At 34.0% G+C, this 15,397-nt stretch carries 25 protein-coding genes; all 25 read right to left on the bottom strand.

What is annotated here, in order from left to right:
- Positions 1–10: 10 nt before the first annotated feature.
- The 25 genes from ACXAFS_RS12170 to rplP all read right to left on the bottom strand — a co-directional run bounded on the left by ACXAFS_RS12170 (position 11) and on the right by rplP (position 15,382).
- Entirely contained in the window at positions 11–922 is a 912-nt protein-coding gene (locus tag ACXAFS_RS12170; RefSeq protein WP_475307235.1) for a dimethylarginine dimethylaminohydrolase family protein, read from the bottom strand.
- Between the two features lie 144 nt (positions 923–1,066).
- Complete coding sequence (locus ACXAFS_RS12165; protein WP_475307234.1) at positions 1,067–2,353, bottom strand: citrate synthase; 1,287 nt, start codon at positions 2,351–2,353, stop codon at positions 1,067–1,069.
- A gap of 164 nt (positions 2,354–2,517) precedes the next feature.
- Positions 2,518–3,810 (bottom strand): phosphopyruvate hydratase, encoded by a 1,293-nt coding sequence (eno, locus tag ACXAFS_RS12160; RefSeq protein ID WP_475307233.1) that lies wholly within the window; start codon positions 3,808–3,810, stop codon positions 2,518–2,520.
- A 151-nt stretch (positions 3,811–3,961) separates the two neighbouring features.
- The gene (gene carA, locus ACXAFS_RS12155; RefSeq protein WP_475307231.1) at positions 3,962–5,065 is read right to left on the bottom strand and encodes a glutamine-hydrolyzing carbamoyl-phosphate synthase small subunit; all 1,104 of its coding nucleotides are present in this window, start codon (positions 5,063–5,065) and stop codon (positions 3,962–3,964) included.
- 114 nt (positions 5,066–5,179) lie between these two features.
- Positions 5,180–5,656, bottom strand: coding sequence for a 50S ribosomal protein L17 (gene rplQ, locus ACXAFS_RS12150; RefSeq protein WP_475307230.1), 477 nt, complete (start codon positions 5,654–5,656; stop codon positions 5,180–5,182).
- A gap of 72 nt (positions 5,657–5,728) precedes the next feature.
- Positions 5,729–6,721 (bottom strand): DNA-directed RNA polymerase subunit alpha, encoded by a 993-nt coding sequence (locus ACXAFS_RS12145; protein WP_138434814.1) that lies wholly within the window; start codon positions 6,719–6,721, stop codon positions 5,729–5,731.
- Positions 6,722–6,818: 97 nt separating this feature from the next.
- Positions 6,819–7,424, bottom strand: coding sequence for a 30S ribosomal protein S4 (gene rpsD / locus ACXAFS_RS12140; protein ID WP_475307228.1), 606 nt, complete (start codon positions 7,422–7,424; stop codon positions 6,819–6,821).
- 171 nt (positions 7,425–7,595) lie between these two features.
- Positions 7,596–7,979, bottom strand: a complete 384-nt coding sequence (rpsK, locus tag ACXAFS_RS12135) for a 30S ribosomal protein S11 (protein WP_076620357.1) — start codon at positions 7,977–7,979, stop codon at positions 7,596–7,598.
- A 104-nt stretch (positions 7,980–8,083) separates the two neighbouring features.
- The gene (gene rpsM, locus ACXAFS_RS12130; protein WP_138434817.1) at positions 8,084–8,458 is read right to left on the bottom strand and encodes a 30S ribosomal protein S13; all 375 of its coding nucleotides are present in this window, start codon (positions 8,456–8,458) and stop codon (positions 8,084–8,086) included.
- 97 nt (positions 8,459–8,555) lie between these two features.
- On the bottom strand, positions 8,556–8,672 hold the full coding sequence (gene ykgO, locus ACXAFS_RS12125; protein WP_008269159.1) for a type B 50S ribosomal protein L36: 117 nt from the start codon (positions 8,670–8,672) through the stop codon (positions 8,556–8,558).
- A 4-nt stretch (positions 8,673–8,676) separates the two neighbouring features.
- Positions 8,677–8,892 carry a translation initiation factor IF-1 gene (gene infA / locus ACXAFS_RS12120; RefSeq protein WP_007094967.1) on the bottom strand — a complete coding sequence of 72 codons (216 nt, stop codon included), beginning with the start codon at positions 8,890–8,892 and terminating at the stop codon, positions 8,677–8,679.
- Between the two features lie 79 nt (positions 8,893–8,971).
- Positions 8,972–10,336, bottom strand: a complete 1,365-nt coding sequence (gene secY, locus ACXAFS_RS12115) for a preprotein translocase subunit SecY (RefSeq protein ID WP_475307226.1) — start codon at positions 10,334–10,336, stop codon at positions 8,972–8,974.
- A gap of 10 nt (positions 10,337–10,346) precedes the next feature.
- Positions 10,347–10,799: a 50S ribosomal protein L15 gene (gene rplO, locus ACXAFS_RS12110; RefSeq protein WP_243471096.1), complete on the bottom strand. Its 453-nt coding sequence runs from the start codon at positions 10,797–10,799 to the stop codon at positions 10,347–10,349.
- Positions 10,800–10,815: 16 nt separating this feature from the next.
- Positions 10,816–10,995: a 50S ribosomal protein L30 gene (rpmD, locus tag ACXAFS_RS12105; protein WP_076620351.1), complete on the bottom strand. Its 180-nt coding sequence runs from the start codon at positions 10,993–10,995 to the stop codon at positions 10,816–10,818.
- Between the two features lie 11 nt (positions 10,996–11,006).
- Positions 11,007–11,531: a 30S ribosomal protein S5 gene (rpsE, locus tag ACXAFS_RS12100; protein ID WP_076620350.1), complete on the bottom strand. Its 525-nt coding sequence runs from the start codon at positions 11,529–11,531 to the stop codon at positions 11,007–11,009.
- Between the two features lie 6 nt (positions 11,532–11,537).
- Positions 11,538–11,894: a 50S ribosomal protein L18 gene (gene rplR / locus ACXAFS_RS12095; RefSeq protein ID WP_475307225.1), complete on the bottom strand. Its 357-nt coding sequence runs from the start codon at positions 11,892–11,894 to the stop codon at positions 11,538–11,540.
- 10 nt (positions 11,895–11,904) lie between these two features.
- On the bottom strand, positions 11,905–12,447 hold the full coding sequence (gene rplF, locus ACXAFS_RS12090) for a 50S ribosomal protein L6 (RefSeq protein ID WP_475307223.1): 543 nt from the start codon (positions 12,445–12,447) through the stop codon (positions 11,905–11,907).
- 12 nt (positions 12,448–12,459) lie between these two features.
- Entirely contained in the window at positions 12,460–12,858 is a 399-nt protein-coding gene (gene rpsH / locus ACXAFS_RS12085) for a 30S ribosomal protein S8 (protein WP_076620347.1), read from the bottom strand.
- 104 nt (positions 12,859–12,962) lie between these two features.
- A complete protein-coding gene (gene rpsN, locus ACXAFS_RS12080) occupies positions 12,963–13,232 on the bottom strand; it encodes a 30S ribosomal protein S14 (RefSeq protein WP_076620346.1) in 270 nt (89 codons plus the stop codon).
- Between the two features lie 2 nt (positions 13,233–13,234).
- Positions 13,235–13,786 carry a 50S ribosomal protein L5 gene (gene rplE / locus ACXAFS_RS12075; protein ID WP_475307222.1) on the bottom strand — a complete coding sequence of 184 codons (552 nt, stop codon included), beginning with the start codon at positions 13,784–13,786 and terminating at the stop codon, positions 13,235–13,237.
- Positions 13,787–13,788: 2 nt separating this feature from the next.
- Entirely contained in the window at positions 13,789–14,100 is a 312-nt protein-coding gene (gene rplX, locus ACXAFS_RS12070) for a 50S ribosomal protein L24 (RefSeq protein ID WP_138434823.1), read from the bottom strand.
- A 12-nt stretch (positions 14,101–14,112) separates the two neighbouring features.
- The gene (gene rplN / locus ACXAFS_RS12065) at positions 14,113–14,481 is read right to left on the bottom strand and encodes a 50S ribosomal protein L14 (protein WP_278006379.1); all 369 of its coding nucleotides are present in this window, start codon (positions 14,479–14,481) and stop codon (positions 14,113–14,115) included.
- Positions 14,482–14,483: 2 nt separating this feature from the next.
- On the bottom strand, positions 14,484–14,741 hold the full coding sequence (gene rpsQ, locus ACXAFS_RS12060; protein ID WP_076620340.1) for a 30S ribosomal protein S17: 258 nt from the start codon (positions 14,739–14,741) through the stop codon (positions 14,484–14,486).
- Positions 14,742–14,758: 17 nt separating this feature from the next.
- The gene (rpmC, locus tag ACXAFS_RS12055; protein ID WP_278006378.1) at positions 14,759–14,950 is read right to left on the bottom strand and encodes a 50S ribosomal protein L29; all 192 of its coding nucleotides are present in this window, start codon (positions 14,948–14,950) and stop codon (positions 14,759–14,761) included.
- Positions 14,951–14,962: 12 nt separating this feature from the next.
- The gene (rplP, locus tag ACXAFS_RS12050) at positions 14,963–15,382 is read right to left on the bottom strand and encodes a 50S ribosomal protein L16 (protein WP_278006377.1); all 420 of its coding nucleotides are present in this window, start codon (positions 15,380–15,382) and stop codon (positions 14,963–14,965) included.
- Positions 15,383–15,397: the final 15 nt, after the last annotated feature.

Below are 15,397 nucleotides of genomic sequence, written 5' to 3'. Positions count from 1 at the left end.
TTTATATAGACTAGTCCCTTATCAATGGTAATGTAGAGCAACGCAATAACCCTTCTTGTTTTGCTATTTCTGCATAAGGCACTTCTTCAACTGTAAAGCCATTTTTACGCAACCAAGTATTTAATCTTGTGAAATTCTTTTCTGAAATGATAACATCCTCAGAAATTGAAAACACATTACTGTTCATATGGTACATTTCTTCTTTTGTAATTTCAAAAATATTATCCTTACCAAAGAAATCTACTAGCCATTGGTATTCTGCTTCTTCTAAAAATCCATTTTTATGTAGTATAGCTTTATCTTTTCCTATGGGTTGAAAACAACAATCTAAGTGCAATGCATTTTCCATTGCGTTTGTCTGTGACTTTCTCAGGTCGAAACTCTTAACGGTTTTGTGTGGAAACTTTTCTGCAATGTAATCTACACCTGCTTTGTTGGTACGAGCTACAATATAATCAGCATAATCATCTCCTCTGTATGTACCTATAAATATGTGGTCATTCCATACAATAACATCACCTCCTTCAATATGTACTTCTGCAGGCGGTCTTGTTACCTTGTCCTTGTCCATTTTATCAATTACATATTGAATAGCATCTAACTCTTCTTCCCTATCAGGTAATATGTTTGCTTTTATAAAAATATCATCAATTACAAAACCTATGTCTCTTGTAAAAATCTGATTACAGTCTGTTATAATTTGTGGTCTGTAAACTTTTACATCGTACTTTTCAAATACCTTAGCTACGGCTTCCATTTCTTCTACCATATCTTCTTCTTTAGGATATGTATCTGCTTTGATGTGCTCTAGGGATTTTGGGTCGTAAGCATCCTCTACAGATGGTGTAGGACCATTACTTTTTGCCGTTCCTAAAATAACAGCTCTTAAGCGAGACGTTTCGTTTGGTATATTAAGTTTCATTGTAAATGCTTGTAGTAATTTATCTAATGGCTTTGACTATTTACTTTCTGTTTAGTTTTGACTAAATTCGATAGTTATTATCTCTATAGGCACAAAAAAAGCTTCATAGTTTTATGAAGCTTTTTTGCTTTTCAATATTATAAATTATCTCTTATCGATAGTTTTAAATTCTCTGTAAGTTTCACCAATATATAATTGTCTTGGACGACCTATTGGCTCCTTGCGCATGCGCATCTCTCTCCACTGTGCAATCCAACCTGGCAAACGACCTAATGCAAACATTACAGTAAACATTTCTACAGGTATACCCATTGCTCTATAAATAATACCTGAATAGAAATCTACGTTAGGATATAATTTTCTATCCACAAAGTATTGATCTTCTAAAGCTTCTTTTTCCAATCCTTTAGCAATATCTAAAATAGGGTCTTCTACACCTAAATCTCCTAATACTTCATCTGCGGCCTTTTTAATAATTCTTGCTCTTGGATCAAAGTTTTTGTAAACACGGTGACCAAAGCCCATTAAGCGGAAAGGATCTTCTTTATCTTTAGCTTTTGCCATATATTTCTTAGTGTCACCACCATCTTCCTTAATAGCTTCTAACATTTCTAATACGGCTTGATTTGCACCTCCGTGTAATGGTCCCCAAAGTGCAGAGATACCAGAAGCTAACGATACAAATAAGCCTGCATGAGAAGAACCTGCAATTCTTACTGTTGATGCAGAACAGTTTTGCTCGTGATCTGCATGAAGAATTAATAATTTATCTAATGCATTTACCAAAATAGGATTTTGTTCGTACTCACTATTTGGGCTCTTAAACATCATTTTAAGAACATTCTCTACATAACCTAAATTTTTATCACCATAATCTAAAGGTAATCCTTGCTTCTTACGCATTGTCCATGCTACAAGAATTGGAAATTTCGCCATTATTCTAACTATGGCATTGTACATAGCTTCCTCAGAATTTACGTCTACTGAAGAAGGATAAAATGCCGTTAATGCACTTGTTAAAGAAGATAACACTCCCATTGGATGAGCAGACTTAGGGAAAGCATCTAAAATCTTTTTTACATCATCATCTACAACAGATTTTTCCTTTATGTCATTTTCAAACTTATCTAACTGCTCTCTAGTTGGTAATTCACCAAATATTAAAAGATAAGCAACTTCTAGGAAGTCAGCTTTCTCAGCAAGCTCTTCAATTGAATAACCTCTGTACCTTAGTATTCCTTTTTCACCATCTAAAAACGTTATTGCACTCTCGCAACTTCCTGTGTTTTTATAACCAGGATCTATGGTGATAACACCTCCTGTTGCACTTCTCAAGGTTTTTATATCAATGGCAACTTCATTCTCAGTTCCTACTTTGAGTGGTAGTTCGTACTTTTCACCATTAATTTCTAAGGTAGCTTTATCTGACATATTTTTTTACTTGTTTTTGTGAATTTTTAAGGATTGCTAATTTACGAAATATCAAACGATTTCGGAAGTCAATTTATCAATGATTTAACACCTTAAACCTTTATATAAAAGAAGAGCGATTATCTAGTTAGATAATCGCTCTAAAATTTATTCTTAAAGACTTTTTACTTCACTTTAAAGGCTTTCTCTTGTGGAAAATAAGCTACATCTCCAAGCTCTTCCTCTATACGTAATAACTGATTGTATTTTGCCATACGATCGCTACGTGATGCAGAACCTGTTTTAATCTGACCTGTATTTAATGCCACTGCTAAATCTGCAATAGTATTATCTTCTGTTTCACCTGATCTATGAGACATAACCGAAGTATAACCTGCATTATGGGCCATATTTACTGCCGAAATAGTTTCAGTTAAAGTACCAATTTGATTTACTTTGATTAAGATAGAATTAGCGATACCATTTTCTATTCCATGAGATAGACGCTCTACGTTAGTCACAAATAAATCGTCACCTACCAACTGTACTTTATCGCCAATCTTGTCTGTTAAAACTTTCCACCCATCCCAATCGTTTTCGTCCATACCATCTTCAATTGAAATGATTGGGTATTTTGAAGCCAATTCTGCCAAGTATTCTGCTTGTTCTGCTGAAGTTCTTACTTTACCAGATTCACCTTCAAACTTTGTATAGTCATATTTTCCATCTACATAAAACTCTGCTGCTGCACAGTCTAAAGCAATCTTAACGTCCTCACCAAATGTATATCCTGCCTTTTCTACGGCCAATTTTATAGAATCTAAGGCGTCTTCTGTTCCACCTTCTAAGTTCGGAGCAAAACCACCTTCATCACCTACAGCTGTACTGAGACCTCTGTCGTGTAATACCTTTTTAAGGTTATGGAAAATTTCAGTTCCCATTTGCATAGCGTGTGTAAAGTTTTTGGCTTTAACAGGCATAATCATAAATTCTTGAAATGCAATTGGTGCATCACTATGAGAACCACCGTTAATGATATTCATCATTGGTAATGGCAACGTGTTTGCAGATACACCACCAACATAGCGATATAATGGCATTCCTAATTCATTAGCTGCAGCTTTTGCAACGGCAAGTGAAACTCCTAAAATTGCGTTGGCACCTAAGTTACCTTTATTTTTTGTTCCATCGATTTCAATCATTAATTGATCAATCATATTTTGTTCAAAAACAGATATACCAAGTAATTCTTGTGCAATAGTTGAATTCACATTTTCTACAGCCTTTAACACGCCTTTACCCATGTAAGTATCTCCTCCATCTCTTAATTCTACAGCTTCATGTTCACCAGTAGAAGCACCAGAAGGCACTGCTGCTCTTCCCATAATACCATTTTCTGTTACAACATCTACTTCTACAGTTGGATTACCTCTAGAATCTAAAATTTGTCTTGCGTGTACATTAACTATAATGCTCATTTCTTTATCTTTTTAATTGTTGATTATTCCAAAATTACGAAAATATAGACCGTAAAACAGAACAAAAATCATAATTACGATTAATATTTACTATAATGTTTTCGAAACTAAAAAAACGCAACAAATCTGAATTTTTGTTGCGTTTTTTCTATTAGTTGTTTTTAATATTCTCAATAAACTGGTCGAATAAATACACTGAATCGTTAGGTCCAGGACTTGCTTCTGGATGATACTGTACCGAAAAACAATTTTTATCCTTTATTTTTATACCTGCTACTGTATTATCATTAAGGTGCACATGCGTTATTTCTACATTCTCATTGGCTTCGGTTTCTTCTCTATTAATAGCAAAGCCATGATTTTGAGACGTAATCTCACCTTTTCCTGTAATAAGATTTTTTACCGGATGGTTTATACCTCTATGTCCATTATGCATTTTATAAGTAGAAATTCCATTAGCTAAAGCAATAACTTGATGACCTAAACATATACCGAATAATGGCTTATTTCTGGAAATAATTTCTTTTGCAACTGTTTGCGCTTCTACCAATGGTTCAGGATCACCTGGTCCGTTTGATAAAAAGTAACCATCTGGATTGAATGCTTCTAAATCTTCAAATTTAGAATTGTATGGAAATACCTTTATGTAAGCATCTCGCTTTGCTAAGTTTCTAAGAATATTCTTTTTTATTCCTATATCTAATGCAGCAATTTTATAAGTGGCATTTTCATCACCAAAATAATACGGTTCTTTTGTTGACACTTTTGAAGCTAGCTCCAACCCTTTCATATTTGGCTGTTCTGCTAGTTGTTTTTTAAGACTATCTATATCTTCTACTTCGGTAGAAATAACAGCATTCATCGCTCCATTATCTCTTATATAGCTCACCAGAGCTCTTGTATCTACATCTGCAATGGCAAGTGTATTGTATTTTTCAAAGAAATCTTCTAATGAACTATCGCCTGCAGGACGAGAGTATTCAAAACTAAAGTTTTTACAAATTAAACCAGCAATTTTTACATTCTCAGATTCCATCTCATCTTCCTTAGTACCATAATTACCAATATGAGCATTTGTAGTTACCATAAGTTGACCATAGTAAGAAGGATCTGTAAAAATTTCTTGATAGCCAGTTGTACCTGTGTTAAAACATACTTCACCAAATGCTGTACCGTCTTTGCCTATGGACTTACCATAGAAAATTGTACCATCCTCTAATAGAATCAGTGCTTTTTTTCTTTGTTTATATTTCATGTGCAATGTTTATGAGATTTCTGCCTTGACAGAAAAAGTTTTACAAAATTCCAAAAAAAAAGGATAAACTTAAAAAGTCTATCCTTTATATTTATCAATGATTATTAACATCGATTATTCTTCTTCGTTTGAAGCTTGAGTTTCTACTGGCGGAACAGCAGTTGTGCTCTTCTTACCACCTCTTCTACTTCTACGAGTAGATTTCTTAGCAGGCTTACCAGCATTATAAAGCTCGTTGTAATCTACTAATTCAATCATTGCCATATCAGCGTTATCACCTAAACGGTTTCCTAACTTGATGATACGTGTATAACCACCAGGACGATCACCTACTTTAGCTGCTACATCTCTAAACAATTCTGCAACTGCCTCTTTTTGTCTAAGTCTAGACATCACAATTCTTCTATTGTGAGTAGTGTCTTCCTTAGACTTAGTAATTAATGGCTCTACAAACTGTTTTAAAGCTTTAGCCTTCGCTGTTGTAGTATTAATGCGCTTATGCTCTATTAAAGAACATGCCATATTTGCTAACATTGCCTTTCTGTGCGCAGATTTTCTACCTAAATGATTGAATTTTTTTCCGTGTCTCATGACTCTTGTTTTATCATCTTGCTACCGAACTCATTTTTTGAGGAGCAAAATATGATTAATAATTAATTATAATTAGTCTTTATCTAATTTGTATTTACTTAAATCCATACCAAAGTTAAGACCTTTAACGCTTACTAATTCTTCAAGCTCAGTTAAAGACTTCTTACCAAAGTTTCTGAATTTCATTAAATCGTTTTTGTTGAATGATACTAAATCACCTAGAGTATCTACTTCTGCAGCTTTTAAACAGTTAAGTGCACGTACAGAAAGATCCATATCAACTAATTTAGTCTTAAGTAACTGTCTCATGTGAAGTGATTCTTCATCATAAGTTTCTGTTTGTGCAATCTCATCAGCTTCTAATGTAATACGCTCATCAGAGAATAACATGAAGTGGTGGATTAATATTTTAGCTGCTTCAGTTAAAGCATCCTTAGGATGGATAGAACCATCTGTTAAGATTTCGAAAACTAATTTTTCATAATCCGTCTTTTGCTCAACACGGAAGTTTTCGATACTGTACTTAACATTTTTTATTGGAGTGTAGATAGAATCTGTAAAGATTGTTCCCATTGGAGCAGAAGCTTTTTTATTTTCTTCAGCAGGAACGTATCCTCTACCTTTTTCAATCGTTAACTCCATGTTGATATTTACTTTAGGATCTAAGTTACAGATTACTAAATCTGTATTTAATACTTGGAAACCAGAAATAAACTTTTGGAAATCACCAGCAGTAATTTGCTCTTGTCCAGAGATAGAAATAGTAACAGTTTCGTTATCTACTTCATCAATCTGACGTTTAAAGTTTACTTGCTTTAAGTTTAATATCATTTCAGTTACATCTTCTACTACACCAGAAATTGTAGAAAACTCATGATCTACACCTTCTATTCTAACAGAAGTGATTGCGAAACCTTCTAAAGAAGATAATAATACACGTCTTAATGCATTACCAACTGTTAAACCATATCCTGGCTCTAATGGTCTGAATTCGAATTTACCTTCGAAATCAGTAGAATCAATCATGATTACTTTGTCTGGTTTTTGGAAATTTAATATTGCCATTTTGTTGTCTTCGTTTTAATTGTTATTTGGTTGCGCGGTTTATAAGTTTGAAGAAGACAAATAAACCCTTTGGCCAAATACCAATGTGATTAATTTATTATTTAGAGTAAAGTTCGACGATGAACTGCTCATTGATTTGCTCAGGAATTTGGATTCTAGCTGGTACAGAAACATAAGTTCCTTCCATTTTATCATTATTCCAAGTTATCCACTCATAAACATTGCTAGAGTTAGATAATGAAGCTTGAATAGTTTCTAAAGATTTAGATTTTTCTCTTACACCTACAACATCACCAGCCTTTAATTGGTAAGAAGGAATATTTACCTTTTGACCATTAACTGTAATATGTCTGTGAGATACTAATTGTCTTGCAGCACTTCTAGTTGGAGCAATACCCATTCTGAAAACCACGTTATCTAAACGAGACTCACATAATTGTAATAATACTTCACCTGTAATACCTTGAGCTGCAGTTGCTCTTTTGAACATATTTCTGAATTGCTTTTCTAAAATACCGTAGGTATATTTAGCTTTTTGCTTTTCCATTAATTGGATAGCATATTCAGATTTTTTTCCACGTCTTCTGTTGTTACCGTGTTGACCTGGAGGATAGTTTCTTTTTTCGAAGGCTTTATCGTCTCCGAAGATAGCTTGTCCGAATTTACGAGCTATTTTAGTTTTAGGACCAGTATATCTTGCCATTTTAAATTAATTTTGAGAGTGATTATAAAATTAAGGTCTTAAGCTTATCCTTCTATAACCGTTAATCTCTCGTTGATACTTGTTTTAAATTTTTCAGTTTGCAAATGTACATAAAAAAAGTTAATATCAACCGAATAATCGACTGATATTAACCTTACTATGTGTACATTATTATACGCGACGTCTCTTAGGAGGACGACAACCGTTATGTGGCATTGGAGTTACATCAATAATTTCTGATACTTCAATACCTGAATTGTGAATAGATCTGATAGCAGATTCTCTACCGTTACCAGGACCTTTAACGTATACTTTTACTTTCTTTAAACCAGCTTCTTTTGCTACACCTGCAGCATCTTCAGCAGCTAATTGAGCTGCATATGGAGTATTCTTTTTAGAACCTCTAAAGCCCATTTTACCAGCAGATGACCAAGAGATTACGTCACCTTTTTTATTTGTTAAAGAAACAATGATGTTGTTAAATGAAGCTGTGATGTGTGCTTCACCAATAGCATCTACTATTACTTTACGTTTTTTTGAACTTGACTTTGCCATATTTTTTAGTTTCTAGTTGTTAGCTTTTAGTTGTTAGAATCCTAAACCTTTCGATTTCGAACAGATTCATCTAACGTCTAATTACTAATGACTAATGTCTGTTATTATTTAGTTACTTTTTTCTTGTTAGCAACTGTTTTTCTTCTACCTTTTCTTGTACGAGAGTTGTTCTTAGTACGCTGCCCTCTTAATGGAAGACCAGCTCTATGACGAATACCTCTGTAACATCCAATATCCATTAAACGCTTAATGTTTAATTGTGTTTCAGAACGTAATTCACCTTCAATTTTGTAAGAACCAACGGCTTCACGGATTGCTCCTATTTCGTCGTCAGTCCAATCTTGTACTTTAGTGCTCTCGTCAACTTTAGCAGTCTCTAAAATTTCCTTAGCTCTACTTCTACCTATACCATAGATATAAGTTAAAGAGATAACTCCTCTTTTTTGTTTTGGTATGTCTACACCTGCAATTCTTGCCATATAATTTAGTTTTTAGCTGTTAGCTTTTAGTTGTTAGAATCCTAAACCTTTCGATTTCGAACAGATTCATCTAACTACTAATTACTAATTGACTTTTTTATCCTTGTCTTTGCTTGAATCTTGGATTCTTTTTGTTAATAACGTAAAGTCTTCCTTTACGACGTACTAATTTACAATCAGCACTTCTCTTTTTAACTGATGCTCTTACTTTCATCTTGTTAGTATCTATAGGTTATACGAGCCTTAGTTAAATCGTATGGGCTCATTTCTAATTTTACTTTATCACCTGGCAATAACTTAATGTAATGCATACGCATTTTACCAGATATGTGTGCCGTCACAATGTGACCATTCTCTAATTCAACTCGAAACATTGCATTAGATAATGCCTCTATTATTGTTCCGTCTTGTTCTATTGCTGCTTGCTTTGCCATAATTTATTTTTAATGTTCAGTCTTCATTTAACAAATACCTTGCCTAATTTTTAGTTGAACATTTTTATTGATTTTATAATTATGCGGTAACAGATTTTCTGTTCTTACCGGTTTTCATCAAGCCATCATAATGCTTATTTAATAAATAAGAATTAATCTGCTGCATAGTATCAATAGCCACACCAACCATAATTAATAATGATGTACCACCAAAGAATAATGCCCAACCTTGTTGCACTCCTACTAATTGGTATACAAACGCAGGGAATATTGCTACTAAGGCCAAGAAAATAGATCCTGGTAATGTAATCTGAGACATAATCTTATCTAAGTACTCAGCTGTTTCTGTACCTGGTCTAATTCCAGGAATAAACCCACCACTACGTTTTAAATCGTCTGCCATTTTGTTAGTAGGTACTGTAATTGCAGTATAGAAATATGTAAATATTATAATTAATAATGCAAAAACAAGGTTGTACCAAAATCCAAAGATATCTTGGAAGTTAGTTTGCATCCATTGTCCTACTCCACTTTCAGGTCCGAATAATTTACCAATATATGCAGGTGCAAACATTATTGCTTGTGCAAATATAATAGGCATTACACCTGAAGCATTTAGCTTTAATGGTAAAAACTGACGTGATCCAAATACATTTTTCTCATAGCCACCAGAAGCTGTTCTTCTTGCGTATTGAACAGCAATTTTACGTACTGCCATTACTAAGAATACTGAACCTAAGATGATTAAGAACCATATAACTAATTCTATTAAAATCATCATAAATCCACCATTTCCACCTTCTAATCTTGAGAACATGTTTTGAGCAAATGACTGTGGCATGGTTGCTATAATACCAACCATAATTAATAATGAAATACCATTACCTATCCCTTTATCAGTAATTTTTTCACCTAACCACATTGCGAAAACACAACCTGTAACTAGAATAATTACTGATGAGAAATAGAAAATACTTTCTGAAAAGCCAGGTATTAACATTTGGTTGATTGACTGTAGCCCAGATAAAGACGGAATAGTACCTAAATAAGCAGGTGCCTGTACCAAACAAATTCCTATTGTTAACCATCGTGTAATTTGAGTAATTTTCTTTTGTCCACTCGCTCCTTCTTTTTGGAGTTTCTGTAGATAAGGAATTGCAATACCCATAAGCTGTACAACGATAGATGCAGAGATATATGGCATAATACCGAGTGCAAAAACAGAAGCTTTAGAAAAACCACCTCCTGTAAATGCATTAATTAACCATAATAAACCACCCTCTGCAGCAGAACTTTGAAGCTCTGACAACTTTGGAAAATCTACACCTGGCAAAACCACCTGAGCACCAAAACGGTACACTAATAACAAGCCTAAGGTTAGAATAATTCTATCTTTAAGCTCAGTGATTTTCCAGACGTTTTTTAATGTTTCTATTATCTTCATCTTTTAAATCTTATAAAGTTACAGCTTCACCACCAGCAGCTTCAATAGCAGCTTTTGCTGTAGCAGTAAATTTATGTGCAGTTACTGTTAATTTTGCTTTTAATTCACCTCTACCTAGGATTTTAACTAGATCGTTCTTTCCAGCTTTACCTAATGATACAAGTGTTTCAAAATCTACAGTATCTTTTATCTTCTTTTCGTCTACTAACTCTTGTAAAGTATCTAAGTTTATACCTTGATATTCTACTCTGTTAATGTTAGTAAATCCAAACTTAGGAACACGTCTTTGTAAAGGCATTTGACCACCTTCGAAACCTAATTTCTTAGAGTATCCTGAACGTGACTTAGCACCTTTGTGTCCTCTTGTCGCAGTACCACCTTTACCAGATCCTTGACCACGTCCAACACGTTTTCCTTGATTTTTAACTGAACCTTCTGCAGGTTTTAAATTACTTAAATCCATTGTTAAGTTTATATTTTTAAGCTTCCTCTACAGAAACTAAATGTTCAACTTTTTTTACCATACCAAGGATATTTGGTGTGGCATCGTGCTCTACTACTTGTCCAATCTTTCTAAGACCTAAAGCTTCTAATGTTTGCTTTTGTCTTTTAGTACGATTGATTGCACTTTTTACTTTAGTTACTTTAATCTTTGCCATCTTGTCCTAGATTATCCTTTATATACTTTTTCAAGTGAAATTCCACGTTCTCTTGCTACAGCCTTTGCATCTCTTAATTGTAATAAAGCATCAAAAGTAGCTTTTACAACGTTATGAGGATTTGAAGATCCTTGAGATTTTGATAATACATCATGTACACCAACTGCTTCAAGTACTGTTCTTACAGCACCACCAGCAATAACTCCTGTACCAGGTGCAGCTGGAATAATATTTACTCTAGCACCACCGTATTTTCCTTTTTGCTCGTGTGGTAATGTACCTTTTACGATAGGAATTCTTACTAAGTTCTTTTTCGCGTCTTCTACAGCTTTTGAAATTGCTGTTGCTACGTCTTTAGATTTTCCTAATCCATGACCAACAACGCCAGCTTCGTCACCAACAACTACAATAGCAGAAAAACCAAATGCTCTACCACCTTTTGTTACTTTAGTTACACGCTGTACACCTACTAAACGGTCTTTTAAATCTAATCCGCCTGGTTTTACTAATTCTGCGTTTTTATATTTTTGATACATAATGTCTTAAAATTTAAGTCCTGCTTCTCTAGCACCTTCTGCTAATGATTTTACTCTACCATGATATAAATAACCACCTCTATCAAAAGAGATAGTTTCTACACCAGCTTTCATAGCTTTTTCTGCAACAGCTTTTCCTACTAAAGCAGCAATCTCAGTCTTATTTCCTTTAGACTTTGCTATATCTTTATCTCTTGAAGATGCAGCAGCTATAGTTACACCAGTTACATCATTCACGATCTGAGCATAAATTTCTTTATTACTTCTAAAAACAGCCAATCTTGGTCTAGCTTCTGTACCAGATACTACCTTACGGATTCTGTTTTTTATTCTTAGTCTTCTTTCGTTCTTTGTTAATGCCATAACTTACTTATTAAGCTGATTTACCTGCTTTTCTTCTAATTTCTTCACCAACAAACTTAATACCTTTTCCTTTGTAAGGTTCTGGCTTACGGAAGCTACGGATTTTCGCTGCTACCTGACCTACTAATTGTTTGTCGTGAGATGTTAATTTAACGATTGGGTTCTTACCTTTTTCTGAAATTGTCTCAACTTTTACTTCTGGAGCAATGTCCATAACAATATTGTGAGAGAAACCAATTGCTAAATCTAATTTTTGTCCTTGATTTGATGCTCTATAACCTACACCTACTAATTCTAATTCTTTAGTAAATCCGTTAGACACACCTTCTATCATATTGGCAATTAACGCTCTGTAAAGACCGTGTTTTGCTCTGTGATCTTTCTTCTCAGAAGGACGGTTTAAAGTGATGGTACCGTCTTCTAAAGTAATTTCTACATCAGAGTAAGGTTGAGATAATTCTCCTAACTTACCTTTTGTTGTAATTACGTTATCTTTAATTTCTACAGTTACACCTTCAGGAACTGTGATTGGGCTTTTACCTATTCTTGACATAATTTCCTGTTTTTAGTAAACATAACATAATACTTCGCCACCAACGTTTTCTCTTTGCGCTTGCTTACCAGTCATCACTCCGTGAGAGGTAGAAACAATTGCAATACCCAAACCATTTAAGATTCTTGGCATTTCGTTAGCACCAGCATATTTACGTAAACCTGGTTTACTGATTCTTTGAATTTTTTTGATGACAGACTCTTTTGTCTCCTTGTTGTACTTTAAGGCAATCTTAATTGTACCTTGTACTGTTGAGTCATCAAACTTGTAACTTAAAATATATCCTTGATCGAATAATATTTTAGTTATCTCCTTTTTTAAGTTAGATGCAGGAATCTCAACCACTCTGTGGTTAGCTTTCACAGCATTTCTAACTCGCGTTAAATAATCCGCTATTGGATCTGTGTACATAGTTTAAAATTTAGGAAAATGGTTTTCGAACTTCTCGAACCTAGATTCCGATTATACAATAGTTATATTGATAATTGTACAGAAGCTAATTCGCTTCCTCAATGTTACCAACTTGCTTTTTTTACACCTGGAATTAACCCTTTGTTAGCCATTTCTCTAAACATTACACGAGAGATACCAAACTGTCTCATATAACCTTTTGGTCTTCCTGTAAGTTTACAACGGTTATGCATACGTATTGGTGATGCATTTTTTGGCAGCTTTTGTAACGCTTCGTAATCTCCAGCTTCTTTTAAAGCTTTTCTTTTCTCAGCATATTTAGCTACTGTCTTTGCACGCTTCACCTCACGAGCTTTCATTGATTCTTTAGCCATACTTAATTCTTTTTAAATGGTAATCCTAGTTCTGTTAATAAAGACTTTGCTTCCTTATCTGTTTCAGCAGAAGTCACAAATGTAATATCCATTCCTGATATTTTATTGATTTTATCAATATCAATTTCAGGGAAAATGATTTGTTCTGTAATACCTAAGTTATAGTTTCCACGACCATCAAAACCTGTAGCTTTGATACCGTTAAAATCTCTTACTCGTGGTAATGCAGTTGTTACTAATCTATCTAAGAACTCGTACATTTGCTCACCACGTAAGGTTACTTTTGCGCCAATTGGCATTCCTTTACGTAATTTAAATGATGCAACGTCTTTCTTAGAAATTGTAGCTACGGCTCTTTGCCCAGATATCTTCGTTAATTCATCAACAGCGTGATCAATCAACTTCTTATCAGCAACAGCAGCACCAACACCTCTAGATAAAACTATCTTTTCAAGTTTAGGTACTTGCATTACATTTTTATATCCAAATTCTTCTGTAAGAGCAGGAATTACTTTTTCCTTGTACTCTTTTTTTAATCTTGCAACGTAAGCCATAATTAAATTACTTCATTAGATTTTTTAGAAAATCTTACTTTATTGTCGCCATCCATTCTATAACCTACTCTTGTAGTTTCTCCCTTACTTGTTAATAAAGACAAGTTTGAAATATGAATTGATGCTTCTTTCTCTACAATACCTCCTTGTGGGTTTTGTGCACTTGGTTTAGTGTGTTTCTTCACCATGTTTACACCTTCCACAATGGCTTTGTTCTTATCTTTTAATACTTTAAGCACTTTACCTTCTGATCCTTTGTGGTCTCCAGCAATTACTTTTACAGTATCTCCTGATTTTATTTTAAGCTTTGTCATCTTATTTATCAATTAAAGCACTTCTGGTGCTAATGATACAATTTTCATGAATTGTTTATCACGAAGTTCTCTTGCTACTGGACCAAATACACGTGTACCTCTCATTTCACCTTGTGGGTTTAATAATACACATGCATTATCGTCAAATCTGATGTAAGATCCATCTGGACGTCTTACTTCTTTAGCTGTACGTACAACAACAGCAGTAGAAACTGCTTTTTTCTTTACATTTCCATTAGGAGTAGCGTCTTTAACAGAAACTACTACTTTATCTCCAACAGAAGCGTATCTTCTTTTTGTACCACCTAAAACACGAATTACTAAAACTTCTTTAGCTCCTGTGTTATCTGCTACTTTTAATCTTGATTCTTGTTGTACCATAATTACTTCGCTCTTTCAATTATTTCTACTAATCTCCAACACTTAGATTTACTCATAGGTCTTGTTTCCATGATCTTTACAGTATCTCCTTCGTTGCAGTCGTTTTTCTCATCGTGCGCAACATATTTCTTTGTCTTTAACACGAACTTTCCATACATAGGATGTTTTACTTTTTTTACTTCTGAAACAACAATAGATTTCTCCATTTTGTTACTAGTAACTACTCCTATACGTTCTTTTCTTAAATTTCTTTTTTCCATCTTTCAGCAGAATACAATTATTGTCCGTCTCTTTTAGTTAATTCTGTTGCTAATCTAGCTACAGTTCTTCTTACAGCACGAAGCTGAATTGGATTATCTAAAGGAGATATTGCGTGAGCCATTTTTAGGTCTGAATAACTCTTTTTAGTCTCACTAAGTTTTTCTTGTAACTCAGCTGTTGAAAGCTGTTTAATTTCTGATTGCTTCATAATTTCTTTTTATTATGCTTCGTAATCTCTAGCAATGATAAACTTAGTTTTTACTGGAAGTTTTTGTGCTGCTAAACGCAAAGCTTCTTGAGCTGTTTCTAACGGCACTCCACTTACTTCAAATAATACACGTCCTGGTTTTACAACAGCTGCCCAATATTCTACACCACCTTTACCTTTACCCATACGTACTTCAAGAGGCTTTTTTGTAATAGGTTTGTCTGGAAATATTTTAATCCATAACGATCCTTCTCTTTTCATATAACGAGTAGCGGCAATACGAGCTGCTTCTATTTGACGTGCAGTTATAAATGACGAGTCTAAAGATTTTATACCAAAAGTACCATTTGATAACAAATGACCTCTTCCGGCATTACCTTTCATACGACCTTTTTGCTGCTTACGAAATTTTGTTCTTTTAGGCTGTAACATTTTGTCTTTTCTTTA

Source organism: Winogradskyella sp. ABM4_392 (assembly GCF_056160445.1).
The sequence above is the reverse complement of the archived record's forward strand: the minus strand, read 5'-3'. Positions and strand labels throughout refer to the sequence as shown.

Excerpts from the sequence above, each read along its gene's own strand:
- ACXAFS_RS12170 (WP_475307235.1), bottom strand. The coding sequence starts at position 922 with ATGAAACTTAATATACCAAACGAAACGTCTCGCTTAAGAGCTGTTATT.
- ACXAFS_RS12165 (WP_475307234.1), bottom strand. The coding sequence starts at position 2,353 with ATGTCAGATAAAGCTACCTTAGAAATTAATGGTGAAAAGTACGAACTA.
- eno (WP_475307233.1), bottom strand. The coding sequence starts at position 3,810 with ATGAGCATTATAGTTAATGTACACGCAAGACAAATTTTAGATTCTAGA.
- carA (WP_475307231.1), bottom strand. The coding sequence starts at position 5,065 with ATGAAATATAAACAAAGAAAAAAAGCACTGATTCTATTAGAGGATGGT.
- rplQ (WP_475307230.1), bottom strand. The coding sequence starts at position 5,656 with ATGAGACACGGAAAAAAATTCAATCATTTAGGTAGAAAATCTGCGCAC.
- ACXAFS_RS12145 (WP_138434814.1), bottom strand. The coding sequence starts at position 6,721 with ATGGCAATATTAAATTTCCAAAAACCAGACAAAGTAATCATGATTGAT.
- rpsD (WP_475307228.1), bottom strand. The coding sequence starts at position 7,424 with ATGGCAAGATATACTGGTCCTAAAACTAAAATAGCTCGTAAATTCGGA.
- rpsK (WP_076620357.1), bottom strand. The coding sequence starts at position 7,979 with ATGGCAAAGTCAAGTTCAAAAAAACGTAAAGTAATAGTAGATGCTATT.
- rpsM (WP_138434817.1), bottom strand. The coding sequence starts at position 8,458 with ATGGCAAGAATTGCAGGTGTAGACATACCAAAACAAAAAAGAGGAGTT.
- ykgO (WP_008269159.1), bottom strand. The coding sequence starts at position 8,672 with ATGAAAGTAAGAGCATCAGTTAAAAAGAGAAGTGCTGATTGTAAATTA.
- infA (WP_007094967.1), bottom strand. The coding sequence starts at position 8,892 with ATGGCAAAGCAAGCAGCAATAGAACAAGACGGAACAATAATAGAGGCA.
- secY (WP_475307226.1), bottom strand. The coding sequence starts at position 10,336 with ATGAAGATAATAGAAACATTAAAAAACGTCTGGAAAATCACTGAGCTT.
- rplO (WP_243471096.1), bottom strand. The coding sequence starts at position 10,799 with ATGGATTTAAGTAATTTAAAACCTGCAGAAGGTTCAGTTAAAAATCAA.
- rpmD (WP_076620351.1), bottom strand. The coding sequence starts at position 10,995 with ATGGCAAAGATTAAAGTAACTAAAGTAAAAAGTGCAATCAATCGTACT.
- rpsE (WP_076620350.1), bottom strand. The coding sequence starts at position 11,531 with ATGTATCAAAAATATAAAAACGCAGAATTAGTAAAACCAGGCGGATTA.
- rplR (WP_475307225.1), bottom strand. The coding sequence starts at position 11,894 with ATGGCATTAACAAAGAACGAAAGAAGACTAAGAATAAAAAACAGAATC.
- rplF (WP_475307223.1), bottom strand. The coding sequence starts at position 12,447 with ATGTCAAGAATAGGTAAAAGCCCAATCACAGTTCCTGAAGGTGTAACT.
- rpsH (WP_076620347.1), bottom strand. The coding sequence starts at position 12,858 with ATGTACACAGATCCAATAGCGGATTATTTAACGCGAGTTAGAAATGCT.
- rpsN (WP_076620346.1), bottom strand. The coding sequence starts at position 13,232 with ATGGCTAAAGAATCAATGAAAGCTCGTGAGGTGAAGCGTGCAAAGACA.
- rplE (WP_475307222.1), bottom strand. The coding sequence starts at position 13,786 with ATGGCTTACGTTGCAAGATTAAAAAAAGAGTACAAGGAAAAAGTAATT.
- rplX (WP_138434823.1), bottom strand. The coding sequence starts at position 14,100 with ATGACAAAGCTTAAAATAAAATCAGGAGATACTGTAAAAGTAATTGCT.
- rplN (WP_278006379.1), bottom strand. The coding sequence starts at position 14,481 with ATGGTACAACAAGAATCAAGATTAAAAGTAGCAGATAACACAGGAGCT.
- rpsQ (WP_076620340.1), bottom strand. The coding sequence starts at position 14,741 with ATGGAAAAAAGAAATTTAAGAAAAGAACGTATAGGAGTAGTTACTAGT.
- rpmC (WP_278006378.1), bottom strand. The coding sequence starts at position 14,950 with ATGAAGCAATCAGAAATTAAACAGCTTTCAACAGCTGAGTTACAAGAA.
- rplP (WP_278006377.1), bottom strand. The coding sequence starts at position 15,382 with ATGTTACAGCCTAAAAGAACAAAATTTCGTAAGCAGCAAAAAGGTCGT.